The following is a 14,702-nucleotide window of genomic DNA, read 5'->3' as shown; positions in this document are numbered from 1 at the left end:
CCCTGAAATCCATTGACCGATCCCGCCCCCATGTCAGACGCATTGAGTACCGCGCACGCACAAGTCGCCGCGCGCTTTGCACGGCTCGACCCGGCGCAGCGCACCGCCTTCCTGTCCGCGCTGCACGGCAAAGGCGTGGCGTTTGCCACGCTGCCCATCGTGCCGGACCCGCGCGCTGCCGCGCTGCCGCTGTCGTATGCGCAGCAGCGCCTATGGTTCCTGCAGCAACTGGAGCCCGCCAGCACCGCCTACCACATGCCGGGCGTGTACCGGCTTGAAGGCCGGCTGGACGCCGACGCGCTGCGCCGCGCGTTCGCGCAGATCGGTGCGCGCCATGAAGTGCTGCGCACCACCTATCCGACCGACGCTGCCGGCGTTGCCTGCCAGCACGTGCACGAAGACCTGCCGCCGGCCTTTGCCGTCATCGACGCCAATCCGGACGGTCTCGATGCAGCCATCGCGCGCGTGGTCCATGAACCGTTCGATCTCGCCGCCGGACCGCTGTGGCGCGTGGCGCTGATCCGCGAGGGCGCGCAGTCGCACGTACTCGTCGTGGTGCTGCACCACATCGTCGCCGACGGTGCATCGATCGTCCGCCTCGTCGCCGAACTGGCCGCCTGCTACGCGGCTGAAGCCGACGGCACGCGGGCCGGGCTTGCGCCGCTGCCGCTCCAGTACGCCGACTATGCCGCCTGGCAGCGCAACTGGATGGAGGCTGGCGAGGCCCAGCGCCAGCTCGGCTATTGGCGCGAACGCCTGGGCGACTGCACGGGCGCCACGCTCGACCTGCCCGCCGACCGCCCGCGCCGCGCCGCGCGCAGCGGCGAGGGCGCCGAGCATGTATTCACCATTCCCGCCGCCGTGGCGGAAGCATTGCGCACGCTTGCCGCCACGCGCCATGCAACGCTGAACATGGCGCTGCTGGCCGCCTACGCGGTGCTGCTGGGCCGCTATACCGGCCAGGCCGATCTGCGCATTGGCGTGCCGGTGGCCAACCGCCAGCGCAGCGAGACCGAGGCGCTGATCGGCTGCTTCGTCAACATCCAGGTGATGCGGGCAGAGGTCGACCCGGACCAGCCGTTCGCCGACCTGCTGGCGCGGCTGGCCACGCAGGCCGCAGCGGACCAGGAGCACCAGTCGCTGCCGTTCGACCTGCTGGTCGAGGCGCTGCAGCCCGACCGCAGCCTCGGCCAGCCGGCGCTATTCAACGTCACCTTTGATCATCGCACTGCGGGCGCCGCGACGCTGCCGCAACTGGCGGGGCTGCGCGTCACGCCGCTGGAACTGCCGGTCACCACCGCGCGCTTCGAGTTGAGCCTGGCCACGGCCGAGCTTCCCGATGGCAGCCTGTGCGGCCGCATCGCCTATGCTGCCGACCTGTTCGATGCCGCCACCGTGGCGCGCATGGCCGGGCATTATGTGCGCCTGCTGCAGGCCTTCGCGGCCGACCCGGCGACCACGCCCGGCACCGCGGTGCTGTTCGCCGACGCCGAGCGCGCAGCACTGGCACGCTGGAGCCAGCCCGACTGCGCGGCAACACCGTTCGTGGCCGTGCACTCGCGGGTGTCCGCGCATGCGCGCCGCGCGCCCGCTGCGCCGGCAGTGCTGTATGGCGACCATAGCCTCGCTTATGGCGAGCTGGAGCGCCAGGCCAACCGGCTGGCGCATTGGCTGATCGCGCAAGGCATCGGCGCCGAGTGCCGCGTCGGCGTGGCGCTGAACCGTTCGCCGCGCATGCTGGTGGCGCTGCTCGCGGTGCTCAAGGCCGGCGCCTGCTTCGTGCCGTTCGATCCCGCCTATCCGGCACGCCGCCTGCTCGACATGCAGGAAGACGCGGCGCCGCAACTGCTGCTGACCGAGCGCGCGCTGCGCGATGCCTTCCCGGTGATGCCCGGCCTGCCGGTGCTGCTTGCCGACGATGACAACGGCGCCTCCTGGCCCGACCACGATCCAGGCGTTCCCATCCATCGGGAGCAACTGGCCTACGTGATCTATACCTCAGGCTCGACCGGCCGGCCCAAGGGCGTGGCCGTGGCACACGGCCCGCTGGCGATGCACGTGGTTACCACTGCCGAGTGCTACGACATCACGGCGGCCAGCCGCGAGCTGCATTTCCTGTCGTTCACCTTCGACGGCGCGCATGAGCGCTGGATGGTGCCGCTCGCCAGCGGCGCCAGCATCGTGCTGCGCGACGACGCGCTGTGGAGCGTCGAGCAGACCTACGCCGCGCTGCGCTGCCACGCGGTCACGCACGCGGGCTTCCCGCCGCGCTACCTGCACCAGCTGGCCGCGTGGGCCGAATCGCAAGGCAACCCGCCGCCGCTGTGGCTTTATTCGTTCGGCGGCGAGGCCATGCCTCGCGCCGGCGTGGAACGGCTGACGCAGGCGCTGCGGCCGCAGCACATCATCAACGGCTATGGCCCGACCGAGACCGTGGTGACGCCACTGGTGTGGAAGGCCGCCGCCGCCGAAGCCGCCGCGCAGGTGACCGGCGCCTATGCGCCGATCGGCAGGCCGGTCGGCTCGCGCAGCGCGCACGTGCTGGACAGCCGGCTGGAGCCGGTGCCCGTCGGCGTGCCGGGCGAGCTGTATCTCGGCGGAGAAGGGCTGGCGCGCGGCTACCTGGGCCGCGCCGGCATGACTGCCGACCGCTTTATTCCGGATCCCTACGGCGCACCCGGGGCGCGCCTGTACCGCACCGGCGACCTGGTGCGCTGGCGCCCCGATGGCTGTATCGAATATCTCGGCCGGCAGGACCACCAGGTCAAGATTCGCGGCTTCCGCATCGAACTCGGCGAGATCGAGGCCCACCTGCTGGCCCAGCCCGAGGTGCGCCAGGCGGTGGTGCTGCCGCACGAGACGCCGGCCGGCACGCGCCTGGTCGGGTACGTGGCGGCACCGGCATCGGTGCAGGCCGAAGCGCTGCGCAGCGCGCTTGCCGCGGCCTTGCCCGACTACATGGTGCCCGCCGCAATGCTGCGGCTCGACAGCCTGCCGGTCACGCCCAACGGCAAGCTCGACCGGCGCGCGCTGCCCGAACCGCAGTGGCAGGCCGAGACCGCCTTCGCCGCGCCGGTGTCGGTGCCGGAACGGATGCTGGCGGCGGTATGGGCGGACGTGCTCGGCATCGCGCAGGTGGGCTTGCATGACAACTTCTTCGCGCTCGGCGGCGACTCGATCCTCAGCCTGCAGATCGTCGCGCGCGCCCGCCTGCAGGGCTGGCGCCTGACGCCGCGGCAGGTGTTCGAGCACCAGACCGTGGCGGCGCTGGCGCAGGTGGCGCAGCGCGTGGACGTGGCGGCGGAGGATGCCGCCAACGACGCGGCGGAACACGGCGCGGCGCCGCTGACGCCGGTTCAGCGCGCGTTCCTCGCCCAGCCGCTGGCCGCGGCCGCCCGCAACCGCTTCAACCAGTCGGTATTGCTGCAGTCGCAGCCGGCCATCGACACGGCGGCATTGCGTGCCGCGCTGGCGGATGTGGTCGGCCATCACGCGGCGCTGCGCTTTCGCTTCCGCCATGCCGAGGACGGCTGGCACCAGCAGGCCGTTGCGGAGGCCGCCGATGCATTCGTGCTGACGACGGCCGACGCGCCCGACGCGGCGGCGATCACCGCTGCCTGCGACGCCGAGCAGGGAAAGCTGGATATCGAGCAGGGTCCGCTGCTGCGCGCATTGCAACTGCGCGTCGGCGATGGCACCGAGCGCTTGTTCCTGGTCTGCCACCACCTGGTGGTGGACGGCGTGTCGTGGCGCATTGTGCTGGAAGACCTGCAGGCGGCGTACGCCGCCAGGGTGGGCGGGCAGGCCCCGGCGCTGGCACCGGTCGGCGCCAGCTACGCCGCCTGGAGCCGCGCGCTGGCCGGCCCGGCGCGCGCCGTGTTTGCCGCTGAAGACGCCTATTGGCAAGCGGTTGCGGAAGGCGACCTGGACCTGCCGGGCGATGCGCCTGACGCGTCTCAGCCGCACCCCGATGGCGCCCGCACGGCCAGCTTCGCCCTCGACGCGGCCACGACCGATGCCTTGCTCCGGCGCGCCCACGCCGCCTACCGTACCGGCGTCAACGACCTGCTGCTGGCGGCCTTTGCGCGCGCGCTGTGCGCGTTCACGGGCCGCGACGAGATCCGCATCCATGTCGAAGGCCACGGGCGCGAAGCCGAGGCGGCCGGTAGTGCGCTCGACCTCAGCCGCACGGTCGGCTGGTTCACCAGCATCTGGCCGGTGCGCCTTGCCTGCGTCGATGACCTTGGCGACACCATCGCCGGCGTCAAGGAAGCGCTGCGCGCCGTGCCGCGGCAGGGCCTGGGCTACGGTGTGCTCGGCGCCGCCGGCGCGGCCCCGCAGGTGCTGTTCAACTACCTCGGCCAGTTCGACGGCAGCCTGCGCGCCGAGGCAGGCAGCTGGCAGGTTGCAACGGAGGACACCGGCAGCGGCATGTCCGCCGGGATTCCGTTGCCGGCACCGCTGGCCTTCGACGGCCGCGTCCAGCATGGCTGCCTGCAGTTCCGCTGCACCTATCGCGGCGGCCAGTTCCGCGAGGCCACCGTCGACACGCTGCTGGCACGCATCGCCCAGGCATTGCGCGACGTGGTGGCGCATTGCGTGGCGCAACCCGCCACGCGGCTGACGCCGTCGGACGTGCCGGCCAGCGGCCTGTCGCAGGCGCAGCTGGACGCACTGGCGCTGCCTGCCGACGAACTCGACGAGATCGACGAGATCGACGACATCGACGACATCTGGCCGCCCACGCCGATGCAGCGCGGCATGGTGCGCCATGGCGCGCGCCATCCGGACTCGCCGGCGTACATGGTGCAGGTGCAGGCGACCATGGACGGGCTCGACGTCGAGCGCATGGTCGCGGCATGGCAGGGCGCTGTGCGGCGCCATCCGGTGCTGCGCGCGCGCGTTGCGTGGCTGCCGGCGCCCGAGGGGGCCGAGCCGCTGCTGGTGGTGCCGGCGCAGGCGCAAATGCCGGTCACCCACCACGACTGGCGCGACCGCGGCAACCGGCCGCAGTCCGCCGCCGACGATGCGCAATGGCAGGCGCTGTGCGAGGCCGAGTTCCGCCAGCCCTTCGACCTGTGCCACGCGCCGCTGATGCGGCTGACGCTGGTGCGCATCGCCGACGACGCGTGGCGCTTCCTCTGGACCTGGCACCACTTGCTGCTGGATGGCTGGAGCATGTCAAGGCTGCTGGGCGAAGTGCTGCGCGGCTACGACGGCGAACAGCCTGCGCAAGCGGCTTTGTCGCTGCGCCGCTACGTGGCGTGGCAGCAGGCACAGCCCGGCGCGGACGAGCATTGGAAGGCGCGACTGGCGCCGCTGCAGCAGCAGCCGGTCCGGATCACGCGCGATGTCGCGACGCCCGCGCAGCGTGGTCAGCAAATGGGCGCCGTCGAGCACGTGGTGCCAGCCGACACACTGCGTACGCTTGCCGCCTTTGCCAGCCGCCAGCACGTCACCGTCAACACACTGGTGCAGGCCGCCTGGCTGCTGGCGCTGCGCCAGGCCACCGGCGCCCGCACCGTGGGCATGGCGGTGGTGGGCTCGGGACGCTCGGCGGAGCTGCCCGGCATCGAAGACATCATGGGCCTGCTGGCCAGCACGCTGCCGCTGGTGCAGGACCTGCCCGACATGCTGCGCGTGGCCGACTGGCTGCCCGCCCTGCAGGCCGACAACCTGGCGCTGCGCGAGACCGAGCACGCGCCGCCGGCGTGGCTGCAATCCTGGGCCGCGGGCAGCGACGATACGTCGCAGGCGCCGTTCGACACCATGCTGATCTACGAGAACTACCCGGTCGACAGCACGCTGCGCGAAACCGAACGCGGCGCGCTGCGCTTCAGCGATGTCGACAACCGCGGCCAGATGAGCTACCCGGTGACCGCCATCGTGATCCCGCGCGAAACGCTGACGCTGCGCGTGGAATTCGACACGGCGGCGCTCGACCACGCAGCGGCGCGGGATCTCGCGCGACAATGCATGTCGCTTTTGCTGGCCCTGCCGGCACTGGCCGATGCCACGCTGGCCGAGCTGCCGGCACGCATCGCCGGCGGCAGTGAAGGCCACGCCAGCGCTCTGGCGGCGTAGGAGGAGCAGGGCGCGATGGCTTCAGCGCAGCAGATGGCGCGGGCAGTCACCGCACAACGGAAAGCCGTGCAGCCGGTAGCGCAGGCAGCACAGCCGGCGCAGCCACAGCGTAGTGGTGGTGCCGTCGCGGGTCACGCGGTGCGCGCGCATCGGCGCATGCAGCGGGTTGTCGCGGCCGTCGGGGCGGGTGCGCGTGTCCATCAGCCACGCGGCATCCTGCGCCAGCGTGGCCTCGGTGGCCGGCAACCCCGGCTGGAGCAGGGCGGGCGCGTGGCGGAACACCTCGGCGACGACGGCGCCGGCATTGGCCCACAGCAGTCGCGGCGACGCGCCGCTGGCCGCGGCCAGCGCCTGCACCACCGGCGCCAGCAGGTCGTCCAGCAGGGCGCCGTAGCGCTGCTGGGGCGGCGCGTCGTGCAGCGCCGCGCCGCCATGCGGCAACAACAGCGCCACGGCGCGGCCGTGCCCATCGGACCGGATCGCGGCGCAGCGCAGCGGGAGCACGTGGTGCGCCAGGGCAGCGGCGGCCACCACGCCGGGCAGCAGCGACGAGAAACCATGCCGCGCCCAGACCGAGCCGGTCACGCGTGCATCGTCGCTGCGGTGGTGCGCGGCGCTGGCCTGCAGCGCGCTGGCCAGCGGACTTGCCGGAGTCGCGCCGAGCGCGCCGATAGCGATGTCCGCCGGCATGGGCGTGCCGGCCACCACGGCTTCGGCGTAGTGGCGCAGCGGGCCCGGAAACAGTTCAAGCAACAGCGGTAGCGGTAGTAGAGCAGACAAGAGACACCCCGGAGACACCCTGAACGGCGTTGTATTTGTGCATCCAACGCCATCTTTCAAGTTGAACATGAGAATGATTATCAGGTATATTCGCAATTGCATTTGTAGAGACAATCCCGCACCCGGGCGCTTTCCTGACCGCCGGCCGTGGCAATGCCGCGGCGGCGAAGCGCTTGCGGCCATGCCGAGTCGACGGCGGGCCCGCGTGGGTCGAGGCAGCCAGGCCAGCAACGCCTGCGTCGCCGCTCCGGAGAAGACCCGATGACGCAGCCCGATTTGACGATCCGCGCGCGCGCCGCGCACGGCCCAGCGCCGCTTTCCTTCGCCCAGCAGCGGTTGTGGTTCCTGCAGCGCTACGCGCCGGACAGCACCGCCTACAACCTGGTGCGAGCTTGGCGCCTGCAGGGGCCGCTGTCGGCGCCTGCGCTGGAGCGGGCGATGGCGCTGGTGACCTCGCGCCACGCCGTGCTGCGTACCCGCTTCTCGGCCGGCGACGGCGAGCCGTGCCAGCTGGTCGGCGATGCGGCGCCTGCCGTGCAATGGGCCGACCTGCCGGCAGGCGAGGTCGACGCGCTGCTGCGCGGCGAAGCCGCGCGCGTGTTCGACCTGCACGCCGCCGCGCCTTTCCAGGTCACCGTGGCCCGGCTGGATGACGGCGCCCACGTGCTGGTGCTCGCCATGCACCACATCGTTTCGGACGGCTGGTCCAACCCGATCCTGGCGCGCGACCTGGCGCAGGCCTATGCGGCGGCCATCGACGGCACCGGGCCGGGCTGGACGCCGTTGCCGGTACAGTATGCGGACTATGCCGCCTGGCAGCGCGAACGGCTGGCCGGCCCCGCGCTCGACGCCGCGCTGGCGCGCTGCGCGCAGCGCCTGGGCACCGGCATTCCCGCGCTGGAACTGCCGCTTGACGCGCCGCGCCCGGCGCGCCCGGCGGGCAAGGGCGGGCGCATCCGCTGGACGCTGTCCGACGGCGTGGCCGCGGCGCTGCGCGACTACTGCGGCGGCGGCCGCACCACGCCGTTCGCCGTGCTGCTGGCGGCCTGGCAAGCGCTGCTGGCACGCTACAGCGGCCAGTCCGATTTTGCGGTCGGGGTGCCCAACGCCGCGCGCACCCATGAAGAACTCGACGACCTGGTCGGCTGCTTTATCAACACCCAGGTCTATCGCGCACGGCTGGCGCCGGGCCTGACCGGCCGCGCGCTGTGCCAGCAGGTGCGCGACGACGCCCGCGCTGCGCTCGACCATGCCGACCTGCCGTTCGAATTGCTGGTCGACCGGCTCGCGCCGGCGCGCGACCCGAGCCGCACGCCGGTATTCCAGGCGATGTTCAACCTGCAGATGGGCGAAGCCACGTCGTTTGCGCTGCCCGGCCTGCAGGCGATCGCACTGCCGGTGCCCGACGACAGCGCCAAGTTCGACGTCACGCTGGACCTGCAGGCCAGCGCCACGCGCGTGGCCGCCACGCTCGAATACGACGCAGCGCTGTTCGCCGCAGCGACGGCGCAACGCATGGCACGGCACTACGAGCAACTGCTCGGCGCGATGCTGGCATCGCCCGACGTGCCGCTCGACGCGCTGCCGCTGATGGACGCAAGCGAGCGCACCCGGACGCTGGCGAGTGCCAACGACACCGGCCTGGCCATCGACGCTGAAGACGACGTGGTGGCCCGCATCGCCCGCGCCGCCGCGGCCACCCCTGACGCCATTGCGGTGAGCGACGGCAGCGCCAGCCTGACCTATGCCGAGCTGGAAGCCAGTGCCAACCGCATCGCGCACTGGCTGGCCGCGCAGCAGGTGGGCACCGACACGCTGGTCGGCGTCTGCCTGCCACGCACGCCGGAAATGGTGGCGGTGCTGCTGGGTATCCTCAAGGCAGGCGCCGCCTACCTGCCGATCGACGCGCATCACCCGCCCGCGCGCAACGCGCATATCCTGCGCCATGCCAGCCCGCGCCTGCTCCTTGCGGCGGCGGGCACCCTTGCCGCGCTGGGCGACAGCGCCGGCGTGGTGCTGGTCGACGGCGGCTCGCCGCCGTGGCATGCGGCGCCCGCGACCGCCCCCGTGCGGGACTGCCATCCGGCGCAGCTCGCCTACACGCTCTACACCTCCGGCTCGACCGGCACGCCCAAGGGCGTGCAGATCTCGCGCGCAGCCTTGGCCAATTTCCTGCGCGCGATGACGCCGGTGGTGCCGATGGACGGCCATGACCGCCTGCTGGCGGTGACCACGCTGGGCTTTGATATCGCGGGGCTGGAACTGTTCCTGCCGCTGGCCTGCGGCGCCCGGGTGGTGATCGCCACGCGTGACGACGCGCGCGATCCGGCGCGGATGGCGGCGCTGATGACCGCCCACGCCATCACTGTGATGCAGGCCACGCCGGCCACCTGGCAGATGCTGGTCACGCAGGCCACGCCGGCATGGCAGGGCCTGCGCGTGCTATGCGGCGGAGAGGCGCTGGGGCGCGAGCTGGCGACGGCGCTGCTGGCGCGCGGCGCCGACGTCTGCAACGTCTACGGCCCGACCGAAACCACGGTCTGGTCCGCCGCGCATGCGCTGGCGGGCGAGGGCGAAGGCACGCCCGCGTGGGCGGTGGCGCCGGTCGGGCATCCGATCGCCAACAACCAGCTTTACGTGCTGGACGCGCGCCTGGAGCCGGTGCCCGCGGGCGTGGCCGGCGAGCTCTTTATCGGCGGTGCCGGACTGGCGCGCGGCTATGCCGCCGACCCGTCGCGCACCGCCGCGGCCTTCGTGCCCAACCCGTTCCCGCAAGACACGCCCGGTGCCATGGCGGGCGACCGACTCTACCGGACCGGCGACCTCGCACGCAAGCGTGCCGACGGCATCGTCGAGTTCCTCGGCCGGCGCGACCACCAGGTCAAGGTGCGGGGCTTCCGCGTCGAGCCGGGCGAGGTCGAGGCCGTGCTGGCCGCCTGCCCGGGCGTGCAGCACGCCGTGTGCGTGGCGCGCCCCGGTCCCGACGGCATGGCGCGGCTGTGCGCCTACTACGTGGCCGGTGCCGAGGCGACCGACGACGACATCCTGGCGCGCCTGCGCGAGCAGCTGCCTGGCTACATGGTGCCGTCCAGCCTCACGCGCCTCGACGCGCTGCCGCTCAACGCCAACGGCAAGGTCGACCGCCAGGCGCTGCCGGAACCGGCAGCACGGCGCGCAGCGGCCGCACTGTCGACGCCGACCGAGCACGCGCTGGCCGCGCTGTGGTGCGCGGTGCTGGGCGTGGCCGAGGCCGGCGCCGACGATGACTTCTTCCTGCTGGGCGGCCATTCGCTGCTGCTGGTGCGGCTGCAGACCCGCATCCGCGAGCAGATGGCGTGCGAACTGGCGCTGCCGGCGCTGTTCGGCGCGCCGGTGCTGCGCGACATGGCCGCGGCGATCGACCAGGCCGGGCGGCGTGACGCCGACGCGGACCTGGCCTTCATGAACGAACTGCTGGAGACCCTGTGAACCTGTTCCTGTCATTGCGCCACCGCTTTGGCGGCCTGCTGTTGCTGGCGCTGGCCGCGGGTACCTGCAGCGCGCTCGCCGGCATCGCCCTGATCGCCGCGATCAACAGCATGATCGCCGCCCCGGCGGCGCTGGAAGCCAGCCGCATCGGCATCCTGCTGGGCCTGCTGGCAGTGCTGTTCGGCTGCGGCTTCGGCTCGCAGGCGCTGCTGACGGCGCTGGGCCACCGCGTGGTGTTCGACATGCGCATGCGCATGCTCAAGCGCGTGCTCGATACCGACGTCGAGCGCCTGGAAGCGATTGGCGGCCCGACCGTCTATGCCACGCTGACCAAGGACATCGCCTCGATCGGCATGGCCTTCAACCGCGTGCCGTTCGTGTTCTACAACGGCGTGCTGGTTGTGGGCGGCTTGCTCTACCTGGGTTGGCTGTCGTGGCAGTTGTTCGTGCTTGGCGCCGTGGTGCTGGGCGGTGGCGTGCTGCTGGCGCAGCGCTGGGTGCTGCGCATGCGCGGCCTGATGAAGGCCGTGCGCGACACCGATGACCGCCTCTACGCCGGCTACCAGGGCGCCATCGACGGCCGCTACGAACTCGCGCTGAACGCCTGGCGCAAGCAAAGCTTCTACCAGCGCGACTTCGAGCCCGCCGCCGAGTTCGCACGCGCGCATGAAGTCCGCGCCGACCGCTACTGGGTGCTGAGCCTGTCGTTCACCGCGGCGGTGATCCTGGGGCTGGCCTGCGCGATCTTTATCGCCGGCGATGCGCTGGGTATCGCGCGCGAGCGCATCACCGCCTTCGTGCTGGTGCTGATGTTCCTGCGCATGCCGCTGAACGACCTGGTCGGCACGCTGCCGATCCTGATGACCGGCAACGTCGCGCTGCGCAAGATCGACACGCTGCGGCTGGCGCCGTACACCGGGGATTTCGCGCTGCATGCCAGCCACAACGCCACCGCCACGGCCCCCGCGCCGGGCACGCCGCTGCTGGCGCTGCAGGACGTGCGCTACGACTACCCGGGGCAGGGCGACGAGCGCGGCTTCCGGCTGGGCCCGGTGTCGCTGACGCTGGCCGCTGGCGAGACCGTATTCATCGTCGGCGGCAACGGCAGCGGCAAATCGACGCTGATGAAGCTGCTGGCGGGCCTGTACCAGCCGACGGACGGCAGCGTCTCGCTGGCCGGCACGTCAGTAGGCGCCGCGCAGCTGCCCTGGTATCGCAGCCACTTCGCCACGGTGTTCTCCAACGCGCACCTGTTCGCGCGGCTGGTGGGGCCGGACGGCAAGTTCGACGCGGCGGTAGCCAATGCCTTCCTGAAGCGGCTGCACATGGACCACAAGGTCGCGATCCGCGACGATCTGCTGTCGACCACGCAGCTGTCGCAGGGCCAGCGCAAGCGGCTGGCGCTGCTGGCGGCGTATGTCGAAGCGCGGCCGGTGCTGCTGCTCGACGAATGGGCTGCCGACCAGGATCCGGTGTTCCGCGCCTACTTCTATGAATCGCTGCTGCCGGAACTCAAGCGCAGCGGCAAGACCATTGTCGCGGTCAGCCACGACGACCGCTATTTCCACGTGGCCGACCGCGTGATCCGCTGCGACAGCGGCGTGATCCGCGCAGACAGCGCCAATGGCGGCACCGATGCCGGCGCCAACGAACACAACGAACACAACGAACAACAGGCCGCCGCATGACGCGCGCCAACATTCAGAGGGAGTCAGCTCAAATGCAAAATATCGCGTCTTCGATGACCCATGCCGTCGCCGCCCAGCCCTGGTCGTCCGCATCCACCACCACCCTGCAAAGCCGCTGGGAAGGTCCCAGGCTGGAGCTCAGCCTGGATGGCGCGCCGCTGCAGGCTTGGCAGTTCACGCCGGGCGCGCAGCCGCGCCTGGCACTTGCCGGCGCACCGTCAGGCCACCCGCTGGCACGCGCCGCCACGTTTGCCGCTTGCGAAGCGGCGCTGGCGCGCACGCCGGCCGCCGAAGCCATCGCCCTGGACGTACCTGACGCCATCGCCGCCGCCATGCTGCGGGAAGGCAGCGCCGTGCGCGATGCGAAGGGACAGCTGGTGTCGCGCGTCGGGCAGCTGTGGCAACTGCCGGCGCTGTGGCATACCGGCACCTCGGGCCACGACTTCCCGCTGCAATACGCCATGAGTGCGGGCAAGCGCCATCCGCTGCGCGCGCCCAAGCCGACGGGGCAGGTCTATGCGCGCCATATCCCCTGGCTGGACCAGGTGTTCTCGATGCGGGTTGCCGACCTCGATGCCGACCTGCAGTGCTTCCACGGCTGGATGAACGACCCGCGCGTGGCGGTGTTCTGGCAGGAGGAGGGCGAGCTGGCCAAGCACCGCGACTACCTGCAGGCGCAGCTTGATGACCCGCACACCATCCCGCTGATCGGCTGCCTGGACGGCAAGCCCTTCGCCTACTTCGAGGTGTACTGGGCCAGGGAAAACCGCATCGGCCCGTACTACGACGCCGACGACTTCGACCGCGGCTGGCACGTGCTGATCGGCGACGGCCAGATCCGCGGCAAGGCGTATATCAGCGCCTGGCTGCCGTCGCTGATGCACTACATCTTCCTCGACGATCCGCGCACGCAGCGCATCGTCGGCGAGCCGCGCATCGACCACGTACAGCAGATCCGCAACCTGGACCGCTCCGGCTTTGCCAAGGTCAAGGCCTTCGACTTCCCGCACAAGCGCGCCATGCTGGTGATGCTGCTGCGCGAACGCTTCTTCGGCGAGCGCCTGTGGGTGCCGCAGGAAGACGCGCCGGCGCAAGCCCCCGCGGAACTCGCCACGCTTGCTGCGCTTGCCGCCTGAACCCCGCCGCGAAAGGAGACCCCAATGCTCTACTCAGCTTCCACCTTCGCCGCGAATGGTGCCCGCACGGGTACCGGCGCACCGCCCGTGCTCGACCTGCTCGGCATCGGCTTCGGCCCGTCCAACCTCGCGCTGGCCGTGGCGCTGCGCGAGATGCTGCCGCAGCAGGCGCCGTTCCGCTTCGGCTTTATCGAGAAGAAACCCGGCTTCGTCTGGCACGGCAACATGCTGCTCGACAACAGCCGCATGCAGATCTCGTTCCTGAAGGACCTGGTCACCATGCGCAACCCGGCCAGCCGCTACACCTTCATCAACTACCTGCATGAGCGCGAGCGGCTGCTGGATTTCATCAACACCCGCACCTTTTACCCGAGCCGCTACGAGTTCAACGACTACCTGTCGTGGGTGGCGGCGGATTTTGCCGACACCTGCCACTACGGCGAGGAAGTGGTCTCGGTCGAGCCCGAGACCGCCGGTGGCAATGGCGCGCTGGCATGCCTGCGCGTGACGTCGCGTGCCGCCGATGGAGCGCTGGCGGTGCGCCGCGCGCGCAATGTGGTGGTCAGCGTGGGCGGCGCGCCCAGCATCCCCGACACCTTCGTGCCGCTGCGCGGGCATGGCCGCGTGTTCCATTCGTCGAACTACCTGGCGTCGCTGGAGCGCCTCGGCCACTCGGGCCCGGTGCGCCGGGTCGCGGTGATTGGCTCGGGGCAGAGCGCCGCCGAGATCTTCCTCGACCTGCACGGCCGTGAAGGCAATATCGAGGTCGACCTGGTCAGCCGGGCGCCGGCGCTGAAGCCGGCCGACGACAGCCCGTTCGTCAACGAGATCTTCAACCCGCGCTATATCGACTACCTGTTCTCGCGCGCGCCCAACGAGCGCGAGCAACTGCTGAGCGAATTCGGCAACACCAACTATGCGGTAGTCGATACCGATCTGATCGAAGCCATCTATGAAGTGCTGTACCAGCAGAAGGTCACCGGCAAGGTGCGCCACCGCCTGCTGGCCGGCTGCGAGGCGCGCCACGCCGAAGCCGACGCCGACGGCGTGCGGCTCGACATCGCACGCCGCGATGACGGCGCGCACCAGCTGCAGCGCTATGACGCGGTGATCCTCGCCACGGGTTACCGGCGCGAGCTGCACCAGTCGCTGCTGGCGCCGCTGGCGTCGTACCTGGACGACGCCAAGGGCTTCCAGGCCGACCGCGACTACCGCCTGCAGATGGCGCCAGGCTGCCAGGCCGGCGTGTTCCTGCAAGGCTGCTGCGAAGCGACGCACGGGCTGTCGGACACGCTGCTGTCGGTGCTGGCGGTGCGCGCGCAGGAGATTGCGGCGGCGGTGCTGGGTAACGGCGAAAGCCAGGGCCTCGCCGAGGTGCGCACGGCCGCGCCCGAGCCCGCGCGCAGCCGTGCGCCTCGGATGGCGCACGCCGGCACGCACTAAACACAAGAAAAACCAATGCGAGGACCGGCTGGCGGCCGCATCGGCGCCAGCCGGTCCTTATGGCCATTTTTTCAACAACAGAGCAGGGGAGCAAGAAGGGCAT

6 protein-coding genes are annotated in these 14,702 nt (G+C 71.2%); 5 read left to right on the top strand and 1 reads right to left on the bottom strand.

Annotated features, from left to right (window positions below; genetic code table 11):
* Window positions 1-30: 30 nt before the first annotated feature.
* The gene (locus tag CTP10_RS25765) at window positions 31-6,084 is read left to right on the top strand and encodes a non-ribosomal peptide synthetase (protein WP_116321792.1); all 6,054 of its coding nucleotides are present in this window, start codon (window positions 31-33) and stop codon (window positions 6,082-6,084) included.
* Between the two features lie 21 nt (window positions 6,085-6,105).
* Here the strand turns inward: CTP10_RS25765 and fhuF are convergent, their stop codons facing one another.
* Complete coding sequence (fhuF, locus tag CTP10_RS25760) at window positions 6,106-6,864, bottom strand: siderophore-iron reductase FhuF (RefSeq protein WP_158577702.1); 759 nt, start codon at window positions 6,862-6,864, stop codon at window positions 6,106-6,108.
* Between the two features lie 261 nt (window positions 6,865-7,125).
* On the opposite strand from fhuF, the gene CTP10_RS25755 reads away from it, so the two are divergent.
* From CTP10_RS25755 to CTP10_RS25740, 4 genes are read left to right on the top strand one after another with little or no spacing between them, the layout of a single operon-like run.
* The gene (locus CTP10_RS25755; protein ID WP_158577703.1) at window positions 7,126-10,332 is read left to right on the top strand and encodes a non-ribosomal peptide synthetase; all 3,207 of its coding nucleotides are present in this window, start codon (window positions 7,126-7,128) and stop codon (window positions 10,330-10,332) included.
* On the top strand, window positions 10,329-12,020 hold the full coding sequence (locus CTP10_RS25750; RefSeq protein ID WP_233528273.1) for a cyclic peptide export ABC transporter: 1,692 nt from the start codon (window positions 10,329-10,331) through the stop codon (window positions 12,018-12,020). The genes CTP10_RS25755 and CTP10_RS25750 overlap by 4 nt, the downstream gene beginning before the upstream one ends.
* 32 nt (window positions 12,021-12,052) lie before the next feature.
* Entirely contained in the window at window positions 12,053-13,156 is a 1,104-nt protein-coding gene (locus CTP10_RS25745; RefSeq protein ID WP_116321795.1) for a GNAT family N-acetyltransferase, read from the top strand.
* A gap of 24 nt (window positions 13,157-13,180) precedes the next feature.
* A complete protein-coding gene (locus CTP10_RS25740) occupies window positions 13,181-14,599 on the top strand; it encodes a lysine N(6)-hydroxylase/L-ornithine N(5)-oxygenase family protein (protein WP_116321796.1) in 1,419 nt (472 codons plus the stop codon).
* Window positions 14,600-14,702: the final 103 nt, after the last annotated feature.

Source organism: Cupriavidus sp. P-10, assembly GCF_003402535.2.
In the GTDB taxonomy this organism is placed as follows: domain Bacteria; phylum Pseudomonadota; class Gammaproteobacteria; order Burkholderiales; family Burkholderiaceae; genus Cupriavidus.
The sequence above is the reverse complement of the archived record's forward strand: the minus strand, read 5'-3'. Positions and strand labels throughout refer to the sequence as shown.

Excerpts from the sequence above, each read along its gene's own strand:
- CTP10_RS25765 (WP_116321792.1), top strand. The coding sequence starts at position 31 with ATGTCAGACGCATTGAGTACCGCGCACGCACAAGTCGCCGCGCGCTTT.
- CTP10_RS25755 (WP_158577703.1), top strand. The coding sequence starts at position 7,126 with ATGACGCAGCCCGATTTGACGATCCGCGCGCGCGCCGCGCACGGCCCA.
- CTP10_RS25745 (WP_116321795.1), top strand. The coding sequence starts at position 12,053 with ATGCAAAATATCGCGTCTTCGATGACCCATGCCGTCGCCGCCCAGCCC.
- CTP10_RS25740 (WP_116321796.1), top strand. The coding sequence starts at position 13,181 with ATGCTCTACTCAGCTTCCACCTTCGCCGCGAATGGTGCCCGCACGGGT.